The organism is Cellulomonas chitinilytica, from assembly GCF_016862675.1.
GTDB lineage: Bacteria > Actinomycetota > Actinomycetes > Actinomycetales > Cellulomonadaceae > Cellulomonas > Cellulomonas chitinilytica.
This window is the reverse complement of the sequence record NZ_BONK01000003.1, coordinates 46,124-63,697: the sequence shown is the minus strand read 5'-3', so window position 1 is coordinate 63,697 and position 17,574 is coordinate 46,124. Positions and strand designations below refer to the sequence as shown.

Genomic DNA, 17,574 nt, shown 5'->3' with positions numbered 1-17,574 from the left:
TGGACGTCAGCGGGTCGGCGGATGATCGAGGCAGGGCGTCGCGGAGGAGGGCGCGTGAAGCTGTTGCTCGTCGACGACGACGTGAAGCTCGTCGGCACGCTCCGGCGTGGCCTGCGAGCCGAGGGGTTCCAGGTCGAGGTGGCCCTGGACGGCATCGACGGTGCCTGGCGCGCGGCCGAGAACAGCTACGACCTGATCCTGCTGGACGTGATGCTGCCGGGCCGCAGCGGGTACCGGGTCTGCGCCGACCTGCGCAGGGCAGGCGACGTGACGCCGGTCCTCATGCTGACGGCGCGGGACGGGCCGCTCGACGAGGCCGAGGGCCTGGACATCGGGGCGGACGACTACCTCACGAAGCCGTTCTCGTTCACGGTCCTCGTCGCGCGGATCCACGCGCTGATCCGCCGCGCGGCGCTCGGCGAACCGGCGCCCGTGTCCGTCGGCGACCTCGAGCTGGGGCTGCGCGCGCGCCGCGTCCACCGTGCGGGCGTGGAGATCCCGCTGACGGCCCGGGAGTTCGACCTGCTCGCGTACCTGGTCCGCCGACCCGGCCAGGTCGTCTCGAAGCACGAGATCCTCACCGGCGTGTGGGACGACGACTTCCAGGGCGACCCGAACGTCGTCGAGGTGTACGTCGCCCGGCTGCGGCGCAAGGTCGACGTGCCGTTCGGGCGGCGCACGATCGAGACCGTCCGGGGTGCCGGCTACCGCGTCGTGCCGGCATGAGCCCGCTCCCGGACCTGCGCCGGCGCTCCGCGACGCTGCGCTTCCGGGTCACGGCGCTCGCCACGGTCGCGGTGCTGGTGCTGCTCACCGCCGCGAGCGTCGCGCTCGTCCTGGCCCAGCGTGCGATCCTCACCGACAACCTCGACGAGGCCCTCGGGCAGCGGGCCGACGCGGTGGCGGGCGCGCTCGAGGCCGGGACGCCGGGTGCGGCGGACGCGGCGGGATCCGAGGACGTGCTCGTGGTGGTCGTGGGCGGCGACGGACGCGTCGTCAGCAGGTCACCGGCGGCGGTCGGCGAGCGCGGGTGGACGTTGCCGTCCGCGCCCGTGGGGGCCGTCACGACCGTCACGCTCCCCGGCGGCCAGGGCCGGATGGTCGTGAGGTCGGTCGGCACGGCCACGGGCGGCACGCTGACGGTCCGGGTCGCGGGGAGCCTGGACGACGTCCGCGAGAGCACCGCTGCGCTCGCCGGTTCGCTGGCCGTCGCCGTGCCGATCAGCGTGGCCGCGCTCGCGGCGATCGTCTGGTGGTCCGTGGGGCGCGCCCTGCGGCCGGTCGACGACATCCGTGCGGAGGTCGACCTCATCTCCGGTGCACGGCTGGACCGCCGTGTCCCGGTGCCGCCGACGCGTGACGAGGTCGCGCGGCTGGCCCGCACGATGAACGCCATGCTCGACCGGCTCGCGGACGCGGCGGAACGCCAGCGCCGGTTCGTCGGGGACGCGTCGCACGAGCTGCGGGGGCCGCTCGCCCGCATCCGGTCCGAGCTGGAGGTCGACGCCGCGCACCCGTCGACGGCGGACCTCGGTGCCACCCACCGCAGCGTGCTCGCGGAGACGGTCGGCCTGCAGACGCTCGTCGACGACCTGCTGCTGCTCGCCCGCGGCGACGCCGGCGCGCTCGCGATCACCCAGCCCGTGACCGTCGACCTCGCGACCCTCGTGCGGGTCTGCGCGGACGAGCACGCCCCGGACCCGACGCCGGTCCGCGTCGACGTCGACGGGGTCGAGGCGGTCCACGTGCCCGGCGACCCGGCCCAGCTGCGACGGCTCGTCGCGAACCTCGTCGACAACGCGCTCCAGCACGCCGCCCGCACCGTGACCGTCACGCTCGCCGCGACGCCGGGCGGGTCCGCGGAGCTCGTGGTCCTCGACGACGGCCCCGGGATCCCCGCCGAGCACGCCGACGACGTGTTCCTCCGCTTCTTCCAGCTCGACGACGCCCGCCCGGCGACCGACGGCGTCGGGCTCGGCCTCGCCATCGCCCGCGACATCGCACGGCGGCACGGCGGCACGCTCGTCGTCGACCCGCGGCACAGCCCGGGCGCCCGTCTCGTCCTCACGCTCCCGCTCGACGGCGGGTAGCGACGAGATTTCGCTGGCCGGCCCCCCGGGTCGAGATCAGCATGGGTCACATGCCCGCTCCCGGCGCCGACGACCACTGAGCACGCCTCGACCCACCGCGTGACCACGCCCGTCCCGACGACGGGCCCCGACGCGTGCCACCGTCCGACGTGGAGCCTGCCGATGACCACCCACGTGCCCTGGGTCGAGATCGCGTGCGACGAGTCCGGGTTCTCCGGGACCAACCTCCTCGACCCCGCCTCGCCCGTGCTGACCCACGCCAGCGTCGACCTGACCCTGCACGAGGCCGGCCAGGTCGTCGCCGTGCTCGGGCCGGTGCTCGGCGGCTGGTCCGAGCACCGGTCGAGCCGGCTCCTGCGACCCGAGCACGCTGCGGCCCTCGAGTGGTTCCTCGGCGCGCTGGCCGGTCGCGCGCACGTCGTCGTCGTCGACAAGCCCGGCTTCGTCGCCGCCCGGGTGCTCGAGCTCTTCACCGAGGACCCCTCGTACGGCGCCGGCACCCGCCTGGGCAGCGACCACTCCCGGGCCGTGCGCACGCTGCGGCGACGGACGACGTTCCTCGCCTCGTTCGTCGCGCTCGTCCGCACGGCGAGGCGCCGACCGGTCGACGACCACGCGATCGGCCGCTTCCTCGCCACGATGCCGACCGACGAGCCGGGGCTCGCGCCCGTCACGCCGGTGCGGGTCCGCGACGCGATGCGACGGCTCGTCGACGGGGACCCCGTGCTCCCCCCTCCGCTCGAGCCGCTCGTCCCCGCGCTCGCCGAGACGCTGCTGCACTGGAGCGCCGGAGGCCGGTCGGTCGCCGTGGTGCACGACGAGCAGAGCGCCCTGACGGCCGGCCGGGTGAGCCGGTTGGGGGCGTTCCTCGCCGACGCGGTCGCTCCCGATCCCCCGCCGCTGCGTTCGTTCGTCCACGTCGACTCGAGGACCGACCCGCGGGTGCAGGTCGCGGACCTGTTCGCCGGTGTCGCCCGCCGGCGCGCTCAGCAGGACCTGAGCACGTACCCGTCGGTGCCGGGCGTACGCAGCTCGCGGTCACGCAGGATCGTCGACGCCGGCTGACGTGGGTCGGCGCACACGGCCGCCCAGCCGTCGGCCTCGTACTCGACGTCGATCACCGCCGCGCCGTAGACGTCGGTGTAGGCGGCGCACTCGTCGTGCTCGCCGCACTCCTCGGCCACCGCGAAGTCGTAGCCGGCCTCGTCGCGGCCACGAGCGCCCAGCTCGGCGGCGTTCTTCTGGCCCGCTGCGAGGCCGGCCGCGTGGGCCACGGCCACGAGGCGCGCCGCGAGGTCCAGCGCACCGTCCTCGGTGAGGCGGCCGCCGGACCGCGTCCACGAGTCGAGGTTGTCGAGCTCGACCGCGTCGAACCCGCGCTCCGCGCACGCGACGACCTGCGCCCCGACGGCGTCGGCGATCGCAGCGCGCTTTTCCTGCGTCGACGTGTCGAGCAGCAGCTCGTCCGGCCAGCCCGGGTCGGCCACCGGCTCGCCCGCGTCGTCGCGCAGCACCAGGTCGGGGTGCTCGCTCAGCCAGGTGTCCCGGTCGTCCGGCTGGGTCTGGAACCCGTTGACGTAGCAGCCGGACCACGTGCCCGGCTCCGGCACGTCGGTGACGTCCCGCACGACGCCACCGATCCCGTCGGCCGGCGGGTAGCCACCGCCGAGCTGGTAGTCGACGACGACCCCCGCGGGCGGGCCGGCGAGCCGGTCCGGGTGGTCCGCGGCGCAGCCTGCGGTCGCGGCGAGCGCTCCTACGACGACCGCGACGACCACCATGCGCACCCCCCGATGCTAAGAGCCCCGCTCGAGTTGCCGGACGACGGGCGCGGTCTAACGTCGAACAGATCATCAGTTAGAAGCGCGCCGCCGACGCAGCCGCCACGGACGTGCCGCACAGGGCACGTCGCCGACACCCAGGAGCGGCCCGAGGAGGACCGATGTCCCACCGCCGAACCATCCGGACGACCGCCGTCGCAGCGGCCGCCGCCCTGTCCGCCATGTCCGCGCTGCTCGCCGCAGCCCCCGCGACCGCGCGCACGGACACCACTCCCCCGAGCACCCCGGTCTTCGGGTACGCCCAGGGCTTCCAGTGCCTCATGCTCATCGTCGGCGTCCCGAAGGTGACCGACGACGTCACCCCGCAGGACCGGATCGTCTACCGGGTGCTCGCGAACGGCGTCGACGTCGGCGCTCTCGAGGACCGGGGCACGAGCGGCATGTGGGCCGTCCTGCACCTCCTGCAGCCGGGCCCGAGCACCGTCCGGGTCCAGGCGGTCGACCTGGCAGGCAACCGCTCGACCAGCCGCGGTGTCGCCGTGACCGGGTACTTCACGCCGGGTTGCACCCCGGGGCACCTCTGAGCGGGCACGGCTCGTCGACCGTGACGCGTTCGCGGTCGGGACCGCGAACGTTCGATACGGGTCCTCGCCGTCGACTATCGTCCGATCGCCCCCTCCCCGGTGGGCTCCGGTGCGAGCCGGACCGGACGTCCGCCTCCGCGCGGAACCGTCGAGAGTGGGTCCCGTGAACGTCCAGCTCGAGATCGCGATCCAGGACCCCGAGGGCATCGCGGCGGCCGCCGCAGGGGGTGCCGACCGCGTGGAGCTGGCCGCCGCGCTCGCCCTCGGCGGCCTCACCCCCGCGCCCGGGCTCACCGCGGCCGCCGTCGCCGCCGGCGTCCCCGTCCACGTCCTCGTCCGGCCCCGGGACGGCGGCTTCGACTACAGCGCCATCGAGCAGACGGTGCTGCTCGACGACGTCCGGCGCGCGCTCGACGCGGGCGCCCACGGGGTCGTCGTCGGCGCGCTGCGCGACGGCGGCGTCGACACCGCCCTGATCGCGGCGGTCCGGGGCCTCGCCAAGGGCGCCGAGGTCACGTTCCACCGTGCGTTCGACACGCTCGCCGACCGGGACGCCGCCCTGGAGCAGCTCGTCGACCTCGGGGTGGACCGGATCCTCACGTCGGGTGGCGCCTCCCGGGCGATCGACGCGCGAGACGAGCTCGCCCGGCTCGCCGCGGTGTCGCGCGGGCGCATCCAGGTGATGGCCGGTGCCGGCATCGACGCCGACAACGTCGACGCCCTCCTGGCCACCGGCGTCGCGGCGATCCACGCCTCGGCGAAGCGCTCCGTCGAGGAGGTGCAGGCCGTCCGCCTCGGCAGCCGCGCCGACGCCGGGGCGTCGACGCGGGAGGTCACCGACGAGGCGCGGGTGCGTGCGCTGCGCGCCGCGGTGGACGCGTTCCGGCAGACGCACTGAGCGGCCCGACCTGCCTGACCGGACGAGCCCCTCAGATGCGGCCGCCCCCGGTCGACTCCCCCGCGACCCGCTGGCTCAGGTAGATCGGCACGACGGAGACCAGCACCAGCACCGCCGCGACGACGTTGACGACGGGCGCCTGGTTGGGGCGCTGCAGGTTCTGGAAGATCCAGATCGGCAGCGTGGTCACCCCGGGCGGCGCGGTGAACAGGGTCACGACGATCTCGTCGAACGACAGCCCGAACGCGAGCAGCGCGCCCGCGAGCATCGCCCCCCGCAGGAGCGGGAACGTGACGAGCCGGAACGTCGTGAACCCGTCGGCGCCGAGGTCCATCGACGCCTCCTCCGGCGCGAGCCCGGTCCGTCGGAGCCGCGCGACGGCGTTGTTGTAGACGATGACCACGCAGAACGTCGCGTGCGCGATCGCGACCGTCCAGATCGACAGCTCCAGGCCGAGGAACGTGCGGAACCCGGTGCGGAACGCGAGGGCCGTGACGATGCCGGGCAGCGCGATGGGCAGGACGACGAGCAGGGACATCGCCTGCTGCCCGAAGAACCGGTACCGCGCGAGGGCGAACGCGAGGAGCGTGCCGAGCACGAGCGCGACGGCCGTCGCCACGACGGCCACCTCCACGGACGTGACCACGGCGGCCCGGACGCTCGGGTTGTGGGCCGTCTCCACCCACCATCTCGTGGTGAGCTCCTTCGGCGGCCACGCGAACACGGTGCTCGCGTTGAACGAGTTGATGACGATGACGACGAGCGGCACGTAGACGAACGCGAGGCCGAGCGCCATCATCGCGCCGAACGTCCAGCGGGCGCGCCGCGAACCCCTCATGCCGCCCTCACAAGGTGTCCAGGGCGCCGGTGCGCCGCACGAGGGCCAGGTAGACGACCATGATCGCCACCGGGATGAGGGCGATCGCGGCCGCGAACGGCAGGTTGCTCGTGTACGTCTGGTAGACGATGTTGCCGATCATCTGGGTGCGGCCGCCGACGATCTGCACCGTGATGTAGTCGCCCAGGCTCAGCGAGAACGTGAACACCGAGCCGACGACGATCGACGGCCAGACGAGCGGCACGACGACGCTGCGCACGGTGCGCGCCGGTCGGGCGCCGAGGTCGCCGGACGCGTCGAGCAGCGAGTCCGGCATGCGCTCCAAGCCGGCGTACACGGGCAGCACCATGTACGGCAGCCACAGGTACGTCAGCGTGAGCACGGTCGCCGTGACGCCGAACCCGGGCCCTGGCAGGCCGAACGGCGTCAGCAGCCACGCGATGAGCCCGGTCTCCGGCTGCACCATCGCCTGCCAGGCGTACACCTTCACCAGGTAGGACGCCCACAGCGGCGTGACCACCAGCGCGACGAGCAGGTTGCGTGAGCGCGGCGGGGCGATCTTCGCCATGAAGAACGCCATCGGGAAGCCGAGGAGCACGCACAGCACCGTGACCGTCGCCGCGATCGCGACGGTGCGCACGGCGGCACCGACGTACGCCGGGGTGGTCAGCACCTCGCGGACGTTGTCGAGCGTGAGCTCGCGCACGACGGCGCCCGTGAACTCGTCGACCGTGAAGAACGCGGTGACGAGCAGCGACAGCAGCGCGGACAGGTAGACGAGGACGAGCCACGTCGCGGGCAGGGTGAGGAGCCCGACGAGCCGCACGCGCGGGTGGCGGAAGAGCGCGGCCGAGAGCCGGCGCCGCAAGGGCGCCGGCTCCTCGACCCGCACGGGGGTGTCCGTCACCACGCGGTCACCCGTTCTTGACCTCGCTCCACGCCTTGCCCCACTCGGCGTACGGCACGCACTTCACGTCCGTGCGGCCGTCGAGGCACGTGGACTGCGGCGTCGTCCAGAACCAGATCTTCGAGAAGAAGTCCGCGTCGTCCGCGTGGTACGTGTCGCAGTGCGTCGGCTCGGTGGTCAGCCCGCACGCCTTGACGTTGGCGGGGGCCTCGCCGAACCACTCGGCGACCTGCGCCTGCACCTCGGGGCTCGTCACCCAGTTGATCCACTCGTACGCGCAGTTCGGGTGCGGCGACTTCGCGTCGACCATCCACGTGTCCGCCCAGCCCGTCGCACCCTCGTCGGGGAGCACCGACGCGACCGGTGCGGCGTCCGCCTGCGCGAGGTTGACGATGATCTGCCACGTCGAGCCGACGACGGTGCTGCCGTTCTCCAGCGCCTTCTGCGCGTCCGTGTAGCTCGCCCAGTAGCTGCCGACGTGCGGCTGCTGCGCCTTCAGCAGCTCGACGGCGGCGTCGAACTGGTCCTGGTCGAGGGCGTACGGGTTCTCGATGCCGAGGTCCGGCTGCGTCGACATGAGGTACACGGCCGCGGCGGCGATGCCGTCGGTCGGCGAGTCGTAGTCCGTGATCTTGCCGGAGTACGGGGACGACGGGTCGAAGACGACGTCCCACGACGTCGGTGCCGGCGTCACGACGTCGGACCGGTACGCCATGAGCTGGGCGCCCCACCCGTGCGGCATGCCGTACGGGACGCCGTCGACGGAGTTCCAGGCCTGCAGGCGCTGGAACTCGGGGACCTCGAGGTAGTGCGTGAACAGGTCGGTGTTCACCGGGGCGACCTTGCCCGCGTAGATCATGCGCAGCGACGAGTCGCCGGACGCCGAGACGACGTCGAAGTCGCCGGTGCCCATCTTCTCGAACATGGAGTCGGACGTGTCCGCGACCTGCACGTTCGCCTGACAGCCGGTCTGCTGCTCGAACGGGGTCACCCAGTCGACGGCGGGGTCCGTGCTGCCGTCCTCCGCGTAGCCGGCCCACGCGAGGATGTTGACCTCGCCCTCGCCTTCGCCGATCGTGTCGAGCGCCTGGATCGTCGGCGGTGCCCCGCTCGCGCCCCCGTCGCCCCCGTCGGACGTGCAGCCTGACAGGGCGAGGACCGTGATCGCCCCGACGGTCACGAGCCTGCTGCAGTGGTGTGCCATGGTCGACTCCTTCGTCATCGGCGTGTGCTGGACCGCGTCACGGCACCGGATCGGGCACCGGGACAGCCGGGTCGCTCGCCTCGTCGGCCACCCGGAACTCGTGCTCGGGCCTCCACGTGAGCCGCACGCGCGCGCCGCGCAGGCCCTGGACGTCCATCGAGGAGGTCTGGAGGTTCTGCTGGAGGGCGACGAGGGTGCCGCCGACGTCCAGGTCGACGACGAACCGGGTCGCCGAGCCGACGTAGACGACCTCCCGCACCGTCCCGCGGGTGCCGTGCCGGTCGTCCGGCGCGGCGCCGGTCCCGTCGTCCTCGCGTTCGACGCGGATCTTCTCGGGCCGTACCGACCACGTGCCGTCGCGGCCGACGACCTGGCGGGCCGCCTCGCCCGCGAGCAGGTTGGACGTGCCGACGAAGCCCGCGACGAACGGCGTCGCCGGCCGCTCGTACACGTCGGCCGGCGTCCCGACCTGCTCGATGCGACCGCCCGCGAAGACGGCGATGCGGTCGGACATCGTCAGCGCCTCCTCCTGGTCGTGCGTGACGAAGACGAACGTGATGCCCACCTGCCGCTGGATGGCCTTGAGCTCGACCTGCATCTGCTCGCGGAGCTTGAGGTCGAGGGCGCCGAGCGGCTCGTCGAGGAGCAGCACGCGCGGCCGGTTGACGAGCGCGCGCGCCAGGGCGACCCGCTGGCGCTGCCCGCCGGAGAGCTGCGACGGCCTGCGTGCGCCGAACCCGCCAAGCTGCACGCTGCCCAGCGCCTCGAGGGCGCGCTGCGTGCGCTCGCGCCGGCCGACGCGCCTGACGCGCAGCCCGTAGGCCACGTTGTCCAGGACCGACATGTGCGGGAACAGCGCGTAGTCCTGGAACACCGTGTTGACGTCCCGCTCGAACGGCGCACGCCGCGTGACGTCCACCCCGCCCAGTTCCACGGTGCCGGCCGTCGGCAGCTCGAACCCGGCGATCATCCGCAGCACCGTCGTCTTGCCCGACCCCGACGGCCCCAGGAGCGTGAGGAACTCCCCGTCCCGCACGTCCAGGTCCACGCCGTCCACCGCGACGACGTCCCCGAACTCCTTGCGCAGCCCGCGCACCCGCACCGCGAGCGTCCCGCCGTCCTGATCGTGCGCGCCGACCATGTCTGCAGCCCTTCCGTGGCTGGCACGGGCCCCGACCGCCGGATTTCGCGGCCGTTGGTCGGAATCTAGTCCCGATCCGTCGAGATGTGACGTGCTGTCATCACGAATCGGTTGCGGTCCGGTGCCATCGGGTCACGGTGCGCGCGACCTCGGGGAGGGGGGCCGCGGCCCCCCTCCCCGAGGTGGTCGGGCCTAGGCGACCGCGACCGTGTGCGAGTAGACGGCGTTCGCGTTCGGGTCGGCCTCCGTGTGGTTGTCGAACACGTGGTCCCACGAGGACGACCAGCCCGCCACCGAGACGCGCACGAGGTCGGTGGCGGTGGTGGCGACCCTGGTCGGCTTGAAGAAGAGCGGGCCGGTGGCCCAGGTGACCAGGTCGTCCTCGTGGTGCGCGGGGAGCGTCGGGAAGAAGCCCGGGCTCGTCGTCAACGAGCTCGCGTACTGCGCCGCGGCGCCGTTCCCCTTGACGAGCGTGCCGTTGAGGCCTTCGACCGTGAACGTGACGTCGGTCATCGTCAGCATCCCGCGGTTGGACGCCCGGAACCGGATCTCGACGTCCTCCTCGTCGTTGAGCGCCACGCCGTCCCAGTCGACGTCGTAGATCTCGATCGTCACGTACGTGCTGGGGTAGTTCTTGATGTCCTCGTAGACATCGTCCAGAGCGGTCATCGTCGTGCCTTTCGTCGGGTCAGGTCGCGTGTCGACCTGTCACCGAGAGACGAGTGCCCTGGGGTCGCCGTGATCGGTGGGGAAACCCCAGCCGAACCCTCGGACGTCATCGGGTCCCGAGGCCGCCGCGTCGCTGTCGCGGTCGTCCGACGAGCAGGACGAGCCCGACGGAGAAGAGCAGCAGCTCCCCCACCGGTACCCCGGAGACGGCGGGCAGCAGCCCGTCAGGCCCGCCGACGCCGAGCCCGGCGAGCCCGGCGAGGCTCGCGACGACGCCCGCGCCGGTGGTCCAGGCCGACTGCGCGGCCCGTTCCGCGGACGACCGCGGGCGCTCCCAGCGTCCGGCCACCGCGACGATCGCCACGAGCAGCACCGTGAGGACCGCGAGCCACGGCAGCCGCCAGGCCCACCAGGCGCCCGAGCCGACGTCGTGCTGCGGGAGCACCCCGCCCCGGACGAGGGTCGTGCCGACGACCACGACGGGCACCATGTGCCACAGGTACACGGTGAGCACGACGGCGTTGACGGCGACGACCGCGAGCCACACGCGGGGTCGGCGCAGCCACCGGTCGGCGGCGGGTCGCAGCAGCAGCACCACCCCGGTCTGCGCGGACGCGAGGGCCAGCAGCGCGAGCGTCGGCGGGGCGGTGTTCGCGAGCGCCGGGGGCGGGGCACCACCGACCATCGTCACGGCGTACGGCCCCCACCCGGTGAGCGCGACGAGCACTGTCAGCCCGCCCCCGGCCAGCGCCCAGCCCGGCCACCGTCCGCGGGTGAGGGCACCCCGGTACCAGGCGACGCCGAGCTGGTGGACCGCGACCCAGGCCGCGACGTAGCTCGCCGCACCCGCAGCCGGTGTCCCGGTGAGCAGCCGCGCGACGTCCCCCGCCGCCACGACGCCGACGAGCCCGAGCACGCCCCACAGCCCCCAGCGCCGGTCGGCCGCGAGCAACACCGGCGCCAGGCTCACGACCGCGAGGTACACGACGAGGAACCACAGCGACATCGCGGCCGCCCAGATCGCCGTGCGAGCGACGACCTCGTCGGCCCCGAGCGCGACGGCGACGCCGTACCCGCCGACGAGCGCTGCCAGGAACGCGGCCGTCGGCCGCAGGAGCCGCAGCGCACGGCCGCGGACCCACCCCGCCGCGTCCTCGCCCCGGGCCGAGCGGGACGCCCACGACGCGGCGTTCGCGTACCCCCCGACGAGGAAGACGACGGGCATGACCTGCACGAGCCACGTCAGCGGGTGCGCCCAGGTGAGGACCCCGAGCGCGTTGACCCAGCCGAGCCGGCCGTCGTCGACCGTGACCGCGGAGATCGTCCAGTGGCCGAGGACGACCACGCAGATCGCGACGGCGCGGAGCAGGTCGACGTACCGGTCCCGGTGCGGGGGCGTGGCCGCCGCCGCGTCGGTGACGCGGGTCCGCAGGCCGACGGACCTCGTCCAGCCCGTCGGCTGCTCGGCGTCGCCGCGCCCGTCAGGCACCCGGCCCTCCCGACCCGGCCGCCGAGCCTCGGGCGGCCGCTCCCTCCCGAGGCTAGCGCTGGGCCCCTGCGGGGACGCGACGACAGGCGGCCGGCCGGCCGGTCAGTGCAGGGCGAGCTCGACGGTCACGTAGGAGTGCGGCGGCAGCTCCACCTCGAGGCCGCGCGCGTGCGGGCGGACGCCGTCGAACTTCGCGGGTGCGACGTGCTCCGGGCGCTGCGGGGTGTTGTGCGCGTCGAGCGTCGCGGCGGTCAGGACGCGGGCTGCGTGGCCGGCGACCTCCCGGCCGCGCAGGTCGAGCACGAGGGTCAGCGGCTCGTCGGCGTCCAGGTTCGACAACGAGACGAGGGCCGAGCTCCCGGTCGTCGACGCGGACGCGGACAGCAGCGCCAGCGGTGTGCCCTCGACGTCTCGCGTCGGCACGTCGCCCTTGAGGTGCACCGCCAGCGCGGACGCGTCGTGGTGCCCGGTGTTCATCTCGAACACGTGGTAGCTGGGCGTGAGGACGAGCGCGCCCGTCGCCGGGTCGGTGAGGATCATCGCCTGCAGGACGTTGACGGTCTGGGCGATGTTCGCCATGGCGACGCGGTCGGCGTGCCGGTGGAACGCGTCGAGGTGGGTGGTCGCGACGAGGGCGTCGCGCAGGGTGTTCTGCTGGTGCAGGAAGCCGGGGTTGGTGCCCTGCTCGACGTTCCACCACGTGCCCCACTCGTCGACGACGAGGCCGACGCGCTTCTTCGGGTCGTAGCGGTCCATGACGGCGCCGTGCCGGTCGAGCAGCGTGTCCATCACGGCGGCGCGGGCGAGGGCGACGTACCACTCGTCCTCGGTGAACCGGGTCGCGGACCCCTTGTCGGACCACGGTCCGGTCATCGTGTAGTAGTGCAGCGAGATGCCCTGGAACGGCTGCGCCGGGCCGTCGCCCGCGTCGAGCGCGTCGAACGACTGCATGAGCACCTCGGTCCAGTGCAGGTCGTGGTCGCTCGCGCCGGCCGCGACCCGGTAGAGGTCGTTGCCGGCGTGCTCGCGCACGTACGTCGAGTACTGCCGCGCCAGGGACGCGAACTGCTCGACGCGCAGGTTGCCGCCGCAGCCCCACGCCTCGTTGCCGATCCCCCAGAACGGGACGGTCCAGGGGTCCTCGCGGCCGTTCTCGCGGCGCAGCGCGGCCATCGGGGAGTCGTCGGCGCGGGTCAGGTACTCGATCCACTCGCTCATCTCGCGGACCGACCCGGACCCGACGTTGCCGCTGACGTACGGGACGGCGCCGAGCAGCTCGCACAGGTCCATGAACTCGTGCGTGCCGAACGCGTTGTCCTCGACGACGTCGCCCCAGTGCGAGTTGACCATCCGTGGCCGCTGGTCGCGGGGGCCGATGCCGTCGCGCCAGTGGTAGTCGTCGGCGAAGCAGCCGCCCGGCCAGCGCAGGTTCGGGATGCGCAGGGCGCGCAGCGCCTCGACGACGTCGCTGCGGATGCCGCGGACGTTCGGCACGGGCGAGTCCTCGCCGACCCAGAAGCCGCCGTAGATGCAGCGGCCGAGGTGCTCGGCGAAGTGCCCGTAGACGTGGCGGCTGATCGTCGGGCCCGGCAGGTCGAGGTCGATGACGGCGGTGAGCGTGGTCAACAGGGCTCCTGAGGTCGAGAGGTGGGACGGGCCGCCGGCGATGTGCTGCTGAGGAGGACGAGTCCTCGGGACGAGAGGTTGCGCCGCGAAGGTGTATCGATACACCATCGTGGCTGGACCGACTGTAGCCATGCCCCGTCCCGTACCGTCAAGGCGCCGAGCCGGCCGACCGGTGACCGTCGACCGACCAGCCCCGTGAGGAGGCCCCGCAGTGACGACGCTCAAGGACGTGGCACGCGCGTCCGGCGTGTCCGTGATGACGGTGTCCAACGTCATCAACGGGGTCCCGCGCGTCGGCACAGCCACCCGCGAGCGCGTGCTCGCCGCCATCGACGACCTCGGCTACGAGGTCAACCTCACCGCCCGTCGCCTGCGCGCCGGACGCAGCGGCACCGTCGCGCTCGTCGTCCCACGTGTCGACCACCCGTACTTCGGCGAGCTCGCCGCCCGCTTCACCGACGCGCTCGCCCCGACCGGCCGCCACCTCGTCGTCGAGCAGAGCGACGCCAGCAAGGAGGGCGAGCTCACCGCCCTGTCGCAGGCGCGCCTCCAGCAGTACGACGGCGTCCTGCTCAGCGCCGTCGGCCTGCAGTACGCGGACGTCGACCGGCTCGACGCCGACCTGCCGCTGGTCCTGCTCGGCGAGAAGCCGATGCCGCCCCGGTTCGACCACGTCTCGCTCGGCAACCTCGACGGCGGACGCCTCGCGACCCAGCACCTGCTCGCCCGGGGCGCCCGCCGGGTCCTCATGGTCGGCGGCACGCACGGGCTCACCGACGGCGGCATGGCCGACCAGCGGACCGACGGCTGGCGCTCGGCGCACCGCGCCGCAGGGCTCCCCGTCGACGACTCGCTCGTGCTGCACCCGGCGGCGTTCGAGATGGGACTGGCCCGCGAGGCCGTCCACGACGCCGTCGCAGCCGGGCTGCGGTTCGACGCCGTGTTCGCCGTGACCGACCAGGTCGCCATCGGCGTGCTCGCGGGGCTCCGCGACGTCGGGCTGCGCGTCCCCGAGGACGTGCAGGTGGTCGGCTTCGACAACCTCGCCGTCAGCGAGCACCTCTCCCCCGCCCTCACGACCGTCGACCCCAGCAACGACGTGCTCGTCATGCACGCCGTCCGGCTCCTCGAACGCCGCATGGCCGGCGCCGCAGGCGATGCCGAGCACGTCGTGACGCCGACCCGGCTGGTGGAGCGCGGCTCGACGCGGTGAGCCGGTGCCGGGGTCGGATCGGTCGAGGGTGCCGTGCCGGTCACGGTGGTCCACCGCTCGCCCCGCCGCCGGACGTCCCGCCAGGCCCGCCGCCACCCCCGGCCCCGGCCTTCGCCGCCGCGGCCGCGCTCGCCTCGATGCGCTGCTGGACCCGGTGCAGCGCCTCCATGGCCTCCTCGTAGCGCTTGAACGCGTCCGAACGCGCGGTCGCGCGGGTCCCCCTGCCCGTCCGGGCGGGGTTCTTGGTGGCGCGGTCGGCGTCGTTGAACGCCCGGTACGCGTCGCGGGCCCGTTCGCGGGCCTGCGGCAGCATGCGGGCGTCGTGGAGGATGGCGCGGGCGACGTCCTGGCCGTGGGTGCGGGCGTCGATCTCCTCGATGAGCATCTCGTAGTCGTTGTGCGCCCGGTCGTTCAGGGCCTTGGCCTCCTGGTACCGGTCGCGCGCGTCGACGAGCTGCGGGTCGTTCTCGGGCACGTTCGGCCCTTCGAGGACCTCCAGGCGCTTCATCGCCATGCGGAGCTCCTTGGCCCGCACGTCGTGGGTGAAGTAGATGTTCTCGCGCGCCGCACGGTTCGCGCCGAACACGCTCTCGTAGAACGCCGCCGCGGCGTCGTGGTGCAGGTCGCCCGCACGGAACTGCTCCGCCGGCCGAGCCCCGGTCTGCGCCTCCCACGCCGCCTTGACGGTCTGCGGGTCGAAGTCCTTGAGGACCGCGTCCCCTGCGGCGCGCGCCGCCTGCACCTCGGCGTAGCTCTTGCCCGGCATCGTCCGCTCGATGTGCAGCCGCGCCATGCGGAACCACTGGAGGTGGTGGCGCGCCTCGTGGGCGATCGTGTCGCACACGAGGGCGAACTCCTCGGGTGTCGGGTCCTTCTGCGAGACGAGGTCGCGGTTGATGTGCAGCTCCCCTGTCGACGCCGGCTGACGACCGAGCTGGTCGGGCGTCGGGTTGTCGATGTGGTTCGGGATGAGCGCCGGCGCTCCTGACGCCGTGAGCTGCCGGTTCGCGATCGCGAGCACGGCGTCGAACCGGGCCTCCGGGCTCATCGCGCGGTAGCTGTCGTACAGGGGCACGAGCTCCGCGGCGAGCGCCCGCGCCTCCGGGCTCAGGTGCGCGGCGACCAGCCCCGCGTCCCGGGCACCCGGTCCGACCGTCGTCGCCGTCGGCGACCTCGTCGACGCCGGGTCGGCCACGAGCCGCACCTCGGTCTGCCTCTCCCAGCCCGGTGACTTCGCGTCGAGGTACTCGGTCGCCTGGTGCACGCGCTGCGCCGCCCCGTCGCCCGCGAAGTGCACCTCCACCTGACGTCCGGCGCCCACGTCGACGATCACGACCGTGCCGTCGAAGACCGAGCCCGCGTTGCGCGCGAGCCCCTCGCGGTGCGCCTCGAACCGGGAGATCAGCGCCTGCCGCTCGGGCAGCGGCATGCCCGCGCCGAGACCCGTCCCGCCCTGCAGCTCGGCGTTCAGCCGCTGCCACCCGCCGCCCTCGGTGAGCAGCGACCGGACGGCGACGTCGGAGAGCCTGCCGTTCGAGGCCTTCCCGCTCCCCTTCCCGGCCGCGGTCGCCACGTCCACCGTGGGTGCGGCGCGACCGGTGTCCTTGCCCGTCGGCTCGGGCACCGTGACCGCGGGACCGTGCGCGCCGCCACGCCACGCCTCGTACTCCTTCGCGACCCGGCTGTTCACCCGGGCGAGGCCCAGGTCCATGGCGACGTTCTGGACGACGCCGTCGACGATGAGGTCGGCGAGCTCGTTCGCGTTCTTCGGCAGCGCCTTGCCCTCGACGACGGCCTTGAGCGCGGTCTCGGTCGCCGTCATGTACACCGACGACGTGCCGGCGGCCATCGCGCTCGCGGTGAGCTCGGCGAGCTTCGTGCCCGCGAGGTCGGGGATCCGGTCGATGCGCGCCTTGATCGCGACCTGGAACCGTGCCTGCAGGGCGCCGCCGAGGTACGTCATGACGGCGCTCACGCCGGCGGCCTCGAGGAGGCTCGCGAGCCCGAGGTTCGTGCGCTGGCCGTAGTGCAGCTCGGCGGCGCGGCCGAGCCCCTCCTGGGTGAGGGTGTACCCGCCGGCGACGAGGGCCGAGCCCGTCAGGCCGAGGCCGCCGGACGCGATGCCCGCGGCGATCGTGCCGGTGGTCTTGAGCCGGTTGAGCCACTTCACCGCGATGCCCGCACCCGTCATGACGCGGTTCTCGTAGGCAGAGAACCGCTTCGCGGCGTCGGCGGTCGCCTGCTCGGCCATGGCGATGAGCGGCACCGCGAGCTCGTACTTGCGCTCCCGCAGCAGGGGCCACGCGCGCTCGATGAGGTCGTGCGGCTGGTCCCAGATGCGGACCGACGGATACGGCGCGCTGCCCTCGCCGAGGGCCTCGGAGACGTGCCGGACCGCCCCGAACCCGATGCGCCTGGCGTTGATGGCGCTGCGCTCGACGTGCATCGGCTGCAGCTCGTGCCACACGTCGGTCGTCTCCTTGAGCGCCTCCCGCAGCTTCGCGAGCTCCTCGCGGTCCGAGACGCGCCGCCGGTACTCCTCGGCGTAGTCGTTGCGCAGGTCGTCGGCCGTCACGAAGCCCTTCGTCTTGTGGACGATCCCGGGCATCGGGTGCTGCCCGAGCGCCTCTCCGGGCGTCGGGCGCATGCTCAGCTCGAGCGGCCGCCGCGTGATCTGCTCGACCGCCCACTGGCGGAACTCGGTCTCCGCCTTGACGTCCCACTCGGGCGGCTGCCGCACGTCGTCCGCGAGCAGCAGGCGCACGTCGACGGTGAGGTGCTCGTCGGGCCTCGCAGGCACGGCGCGCAGCAGCCGGCGCCGCTCCTTCAGGTAGTCGGGGTGCTGCTCGCGGACGGTGCCGTAGTAGGCGAAGTCGTCCCACAGCTGTCGCAGCCGCGCGTCGACGTGCCACGCGATCGTGAAGTGGTCGACGACCTTCTGCCAGTGGGCGAGCTGGTCCGCGGTGAGGGCGCCGAGCAGCGCCGGGTACGTCGCCTGCAGCGCGGGCCGGACGTCGGGCCCGCCCTTCGGGATCGGCTCGCGTGCGTGCTTGCCCGCGAGCGAGTCGGCCTCGAGCTCCCGCTGCAGGTGCGTCACGACCGCGCGGTTGCCGGCGTCCCGTTGCAGGTCGACG

General features: G+C 73.6%; 15 protein-coding genes. 6 read left to right on the top strand and 9 right to left on the bottom strand.

Annotation, left to right across the window (positions count from 1 at the left end; all coding sequences use genetic code 11):
• Window positions 1-54: 54 nt before the first annotated feature.
• From Cch01nite_RS04925 to Cch01nite_RS04915, 3 genes are all read left to right on the top strand, one after another.
• Window positions 55-726: a response regulator transcription factor gene (locus Cch01nite_RS04925; RefSeq protein WP_203749367.1), complete on the top strand. Its 672-nt coding sequence runs from the start codon at window positions 55-57 to the stop codon at window positions 724-726.
• On the top strand, window positions 723-2,090 hold the full coding sequence (locus Cch01nite_RS04920) for a sensor histidine kinase (RefSeq protein WP_203749364.1): 1,368 nt from the start codon (window positions 723-725) through the stop codon (window positions 2,088-2,090). Before Cch01nite_RS04925 ends, Cch01nite_RS04920 begins: the two co-directional genes overlap by 4 nt.
• A gap of 162 nt (window positions 2,091-2,252) precedes the next feature.
• Window positions 2,253-3,155 carry a hypothetical protein gene (locus tag Cch01nite_RS04915; RefSeq protein ID WP_203749361.1) on the top strand — a complete coding sequence of 301 codons (903 nt, stop codon included), beginning with the start codon at window positions 2,253-2,255 and terminating at the stop codon, window positions 3,153-3,155.
• Here Cch01nite_RS04915 and Cch01nite_RS04910 read toward each other — a convergent pair.
• Complete coding sequence (locus tag Cch01nite_RS04910; protein WP_203750070.1) at window positions 3,077-3,871, bottom strand: endo alpha-1,4 polygalactosaminidase; 795 nt, start codon at window positions 3,869-3,871, stop codon at window positions 3,077-3,079. The two genes, Cch01nite_RS04915 and Cch01nite_RS04910, sit on opposite strands and share 79 nt — an antisense overlap.
• Window positions 3,872-4,032: 161 nt before the next feature.
• On the opposite strand from Cch01nite_RS04910, the gene Cch01nite_RS04905 reads away from it, so the two are divergent.
• Together Cch01nite_RS04905 and Cch01nite_RS04900 are read left to right on the top strand one after the other, a co-directional pair.
• Window positions 4,033-4,455 (top strand): hypothetical protein, encoded by a 423-nt coding sequence (locus Cch01nite_RS04905; RefSeq protein WP_203749359.1) that lies wholly within the window; start codon window positions 4,033-4,035, stop codon window positions 4,453-4,455.
• A 163-nt stretch (window positions 4,456-4,618) separates the two neighbouring features.
• Window positions 4,619-5,353, top strand: a complete 735-nt coding sequence (locus tag Cch01nite_RS04900; RefSeq protein ID WP_203749357.1) for a copper homeostasis protein CutC — start codon at window positions 4,619-4,621, stop codon at window positions 5,351-5,353.
• Window positions 5,354-5,384: 31 nt separating this feature from the next.
• Here Cch01nite_RS04900 and Cch01nite_RS04895 read toward each other — a convergent pair whose 3' ends face one another.
• The 7 genes from Cch01nite_RS04895 to Cch01nite_RS04865 form a co-directional block, all read right to left on the bottom strand.
• On the bottom strand, window positions 5,385-6,191 hold the full coding sequence (locus tag Cch01nite_RS04895; protein ID WP_203749355.1) for an ABC transporter permease: 807 nt from the start codon (window positions 6,189-6,191) through the stop codon (window positions 5,385-5,387).
• Between the two features lie 7 nt (window positions 6,192-6,198).
• Window positions 6,199-7,101 (bottom strand): ABC transporter permease, encoded by a 903-nt coding sequence (locus tag Cch01nite_RS04890; RefSeq protein ID WP_239069906.1) that lies wholly within the window; start codon window positions 7,099-7,101, stop codon window positions 6,199-6,201.
• Between the two features lie 4 nt (window positions 7,102-7,105).
• The gene (locus Cch01nite_RS04885; protein ID WP_203749353.1) at window positions 7,106-8,302 is read right to left on the bottom strand and encodes an extracellular solute-binding protein; all 1,197 of its coding nucleotides are present in this window, start codon (window positions 8,300-8,302) and stop codon (window positions 7,106-7,108) included.
• Between the two features lie 37 nt (window positions 8,303-8,339).
• The gene (locus Cch01nite_RS04880) at window positions 8,340-9,443 is read right to left on the bottom strand and encodes an ABC transporter ATP-binding protein (RefSeq protein WP_203749351.1); all 1,104 of its coding nucleotides are present in this window, start codon (window positions 9,441-9,443) and stop codon (window positions 8,340-8,342) included.
• A 192-nt stretch (window positions 9,444-9,635) separates the two neighbouring features.
• Window positions 9,636-10,112, bottom strand: coding sequence for a hypothetical protein (locus tag Cch01nite_RS04875; protein ID WP_203749349.1), 477 nt, complete (start codon window positions 10,110-10,112; stop codon window positions 9,636-9,638).
• Between the two features lie 106 nt (window positions 10,113-10,218).
• Window positions 10,219-11,601, bottom strand: coding sequence for an acyltransferase family protein (locus Cch01nite_RS04870; protein WP_203749346.1), 1,383 nt, complete (start codon window positions 11,599-11,601; stop codon window positions 10,219-10,221).
• A 102-nt stretch (window positions 11,602-11,703) separates the two neighbouring features.
• Complete coding sequence (locus Cch01nite_RS04865) at window positions 11,704-13,227, bottom strand: alpha-N-arabinofuranosidase (protein WP_203749345.1); 1,524 nt, start codon at window positions 13,225-13,227, stop codon at window positions 11,704-11,706.
• 211 nt (window positions 13,228-13,438) lie between these two features.
• Between Cch01nite_RS04865 and Cch01nite_RS04860 the strand changes: the two genes are divergently transcribed.
• The gene (locus Cch01nite_RS04860; protein WP_203749342.1) at window positions 13,439-14,440 is read left to right on the top strand and encodes a LacI family DNA-binding transcriptional regulator; all 1,002 of its coding nucleotides are present in this window, start codon (window positions 13,439-13,441) and stop codon (window positions 14,438-14,440) included.
• A gap of 40 nt (window positions 14,441-14,480) precedes the next feature.
• Here the strand turns inward: Cch01nite_RS04860 and Cch01nite_RS04855 are convergent, their stop codons facing one another.
• Window positions 14,481-17,537 carry a hypothetical protein gene (locus tag Cch01nite_RS04855; RefSeq protein ID WP_203749339.1) on the bottom strand — a complete coding sequence of 1,019 codons (3,057 nt, stop codon included), beginning with the start codon at window positions 17,535-17,537 and terminating at the stop codon, window positions 14,481-14,483.
• Window positions 17,538-17,574 lie beyond the last annotated feature (37 nt).

Bases quoted from the DNA above. Each gene is read 5' to 3' on its own strand.
- Cch01nite_RS04920 (WP_203749364.1), top strand. From the start codon at position 723: ATGAGCCCGCTCCCGGACCTGCGCCGGCGCTCCGCGACGCTGCGCTTC.
- Cch01nite_RS04915 (WP_203749361.1), top strand. From the start codon at position 2,253: ATGACCACCCACGTGCCCTGGGTCGAGATCGCGTGCGACGAGTCCGGG.
- Cch01nite_RS04910 (WP_203750070.1), bottom strand. From the start codon at position 3,871: ATGGTGGTCGTCGCGGTCGTCGTAGGAGCGCTCGCCGCGACCGCAGGC.
- Cch01nite_RS04905 (WP_203749359.1), top strand. From the start codon at position 4,033: ATGTCCCACCGCCGAACCATCCGGACGACCGCCGTCGCAGCGGCCGCC.
- Cch01nite_RS04895 (WP_203749355.1), bottom strand. From the start codon at position 6,191: ATGAGGGGTTCGCGGCGCGCCCGCTGGACGTTCGGCGCGATGATGGCG.
- Cch01nite_RS04885 (WP_203749353.1), bottom strand. From the start codon at position 8,302: ATGGCACACCACTGCAGCAGGCTCGTGACCGTCGGGGCGATCACGGTC.
- Cch01nite_RS04880 (WP_203749351.1), bottom strand. From the start codon at position 9,443: ATGGTCGGCGCGCACGATCAGGACGGCGGGACGCTCGCGGTGCGGGTG.
- Cch01nite_RS04875 (WP_203749349.1), bottom strand. From the start codon at position 10,112: ATGACCGCTCTGGACGATGTCTACGAGGACATCAAGAACTACCCCAGC.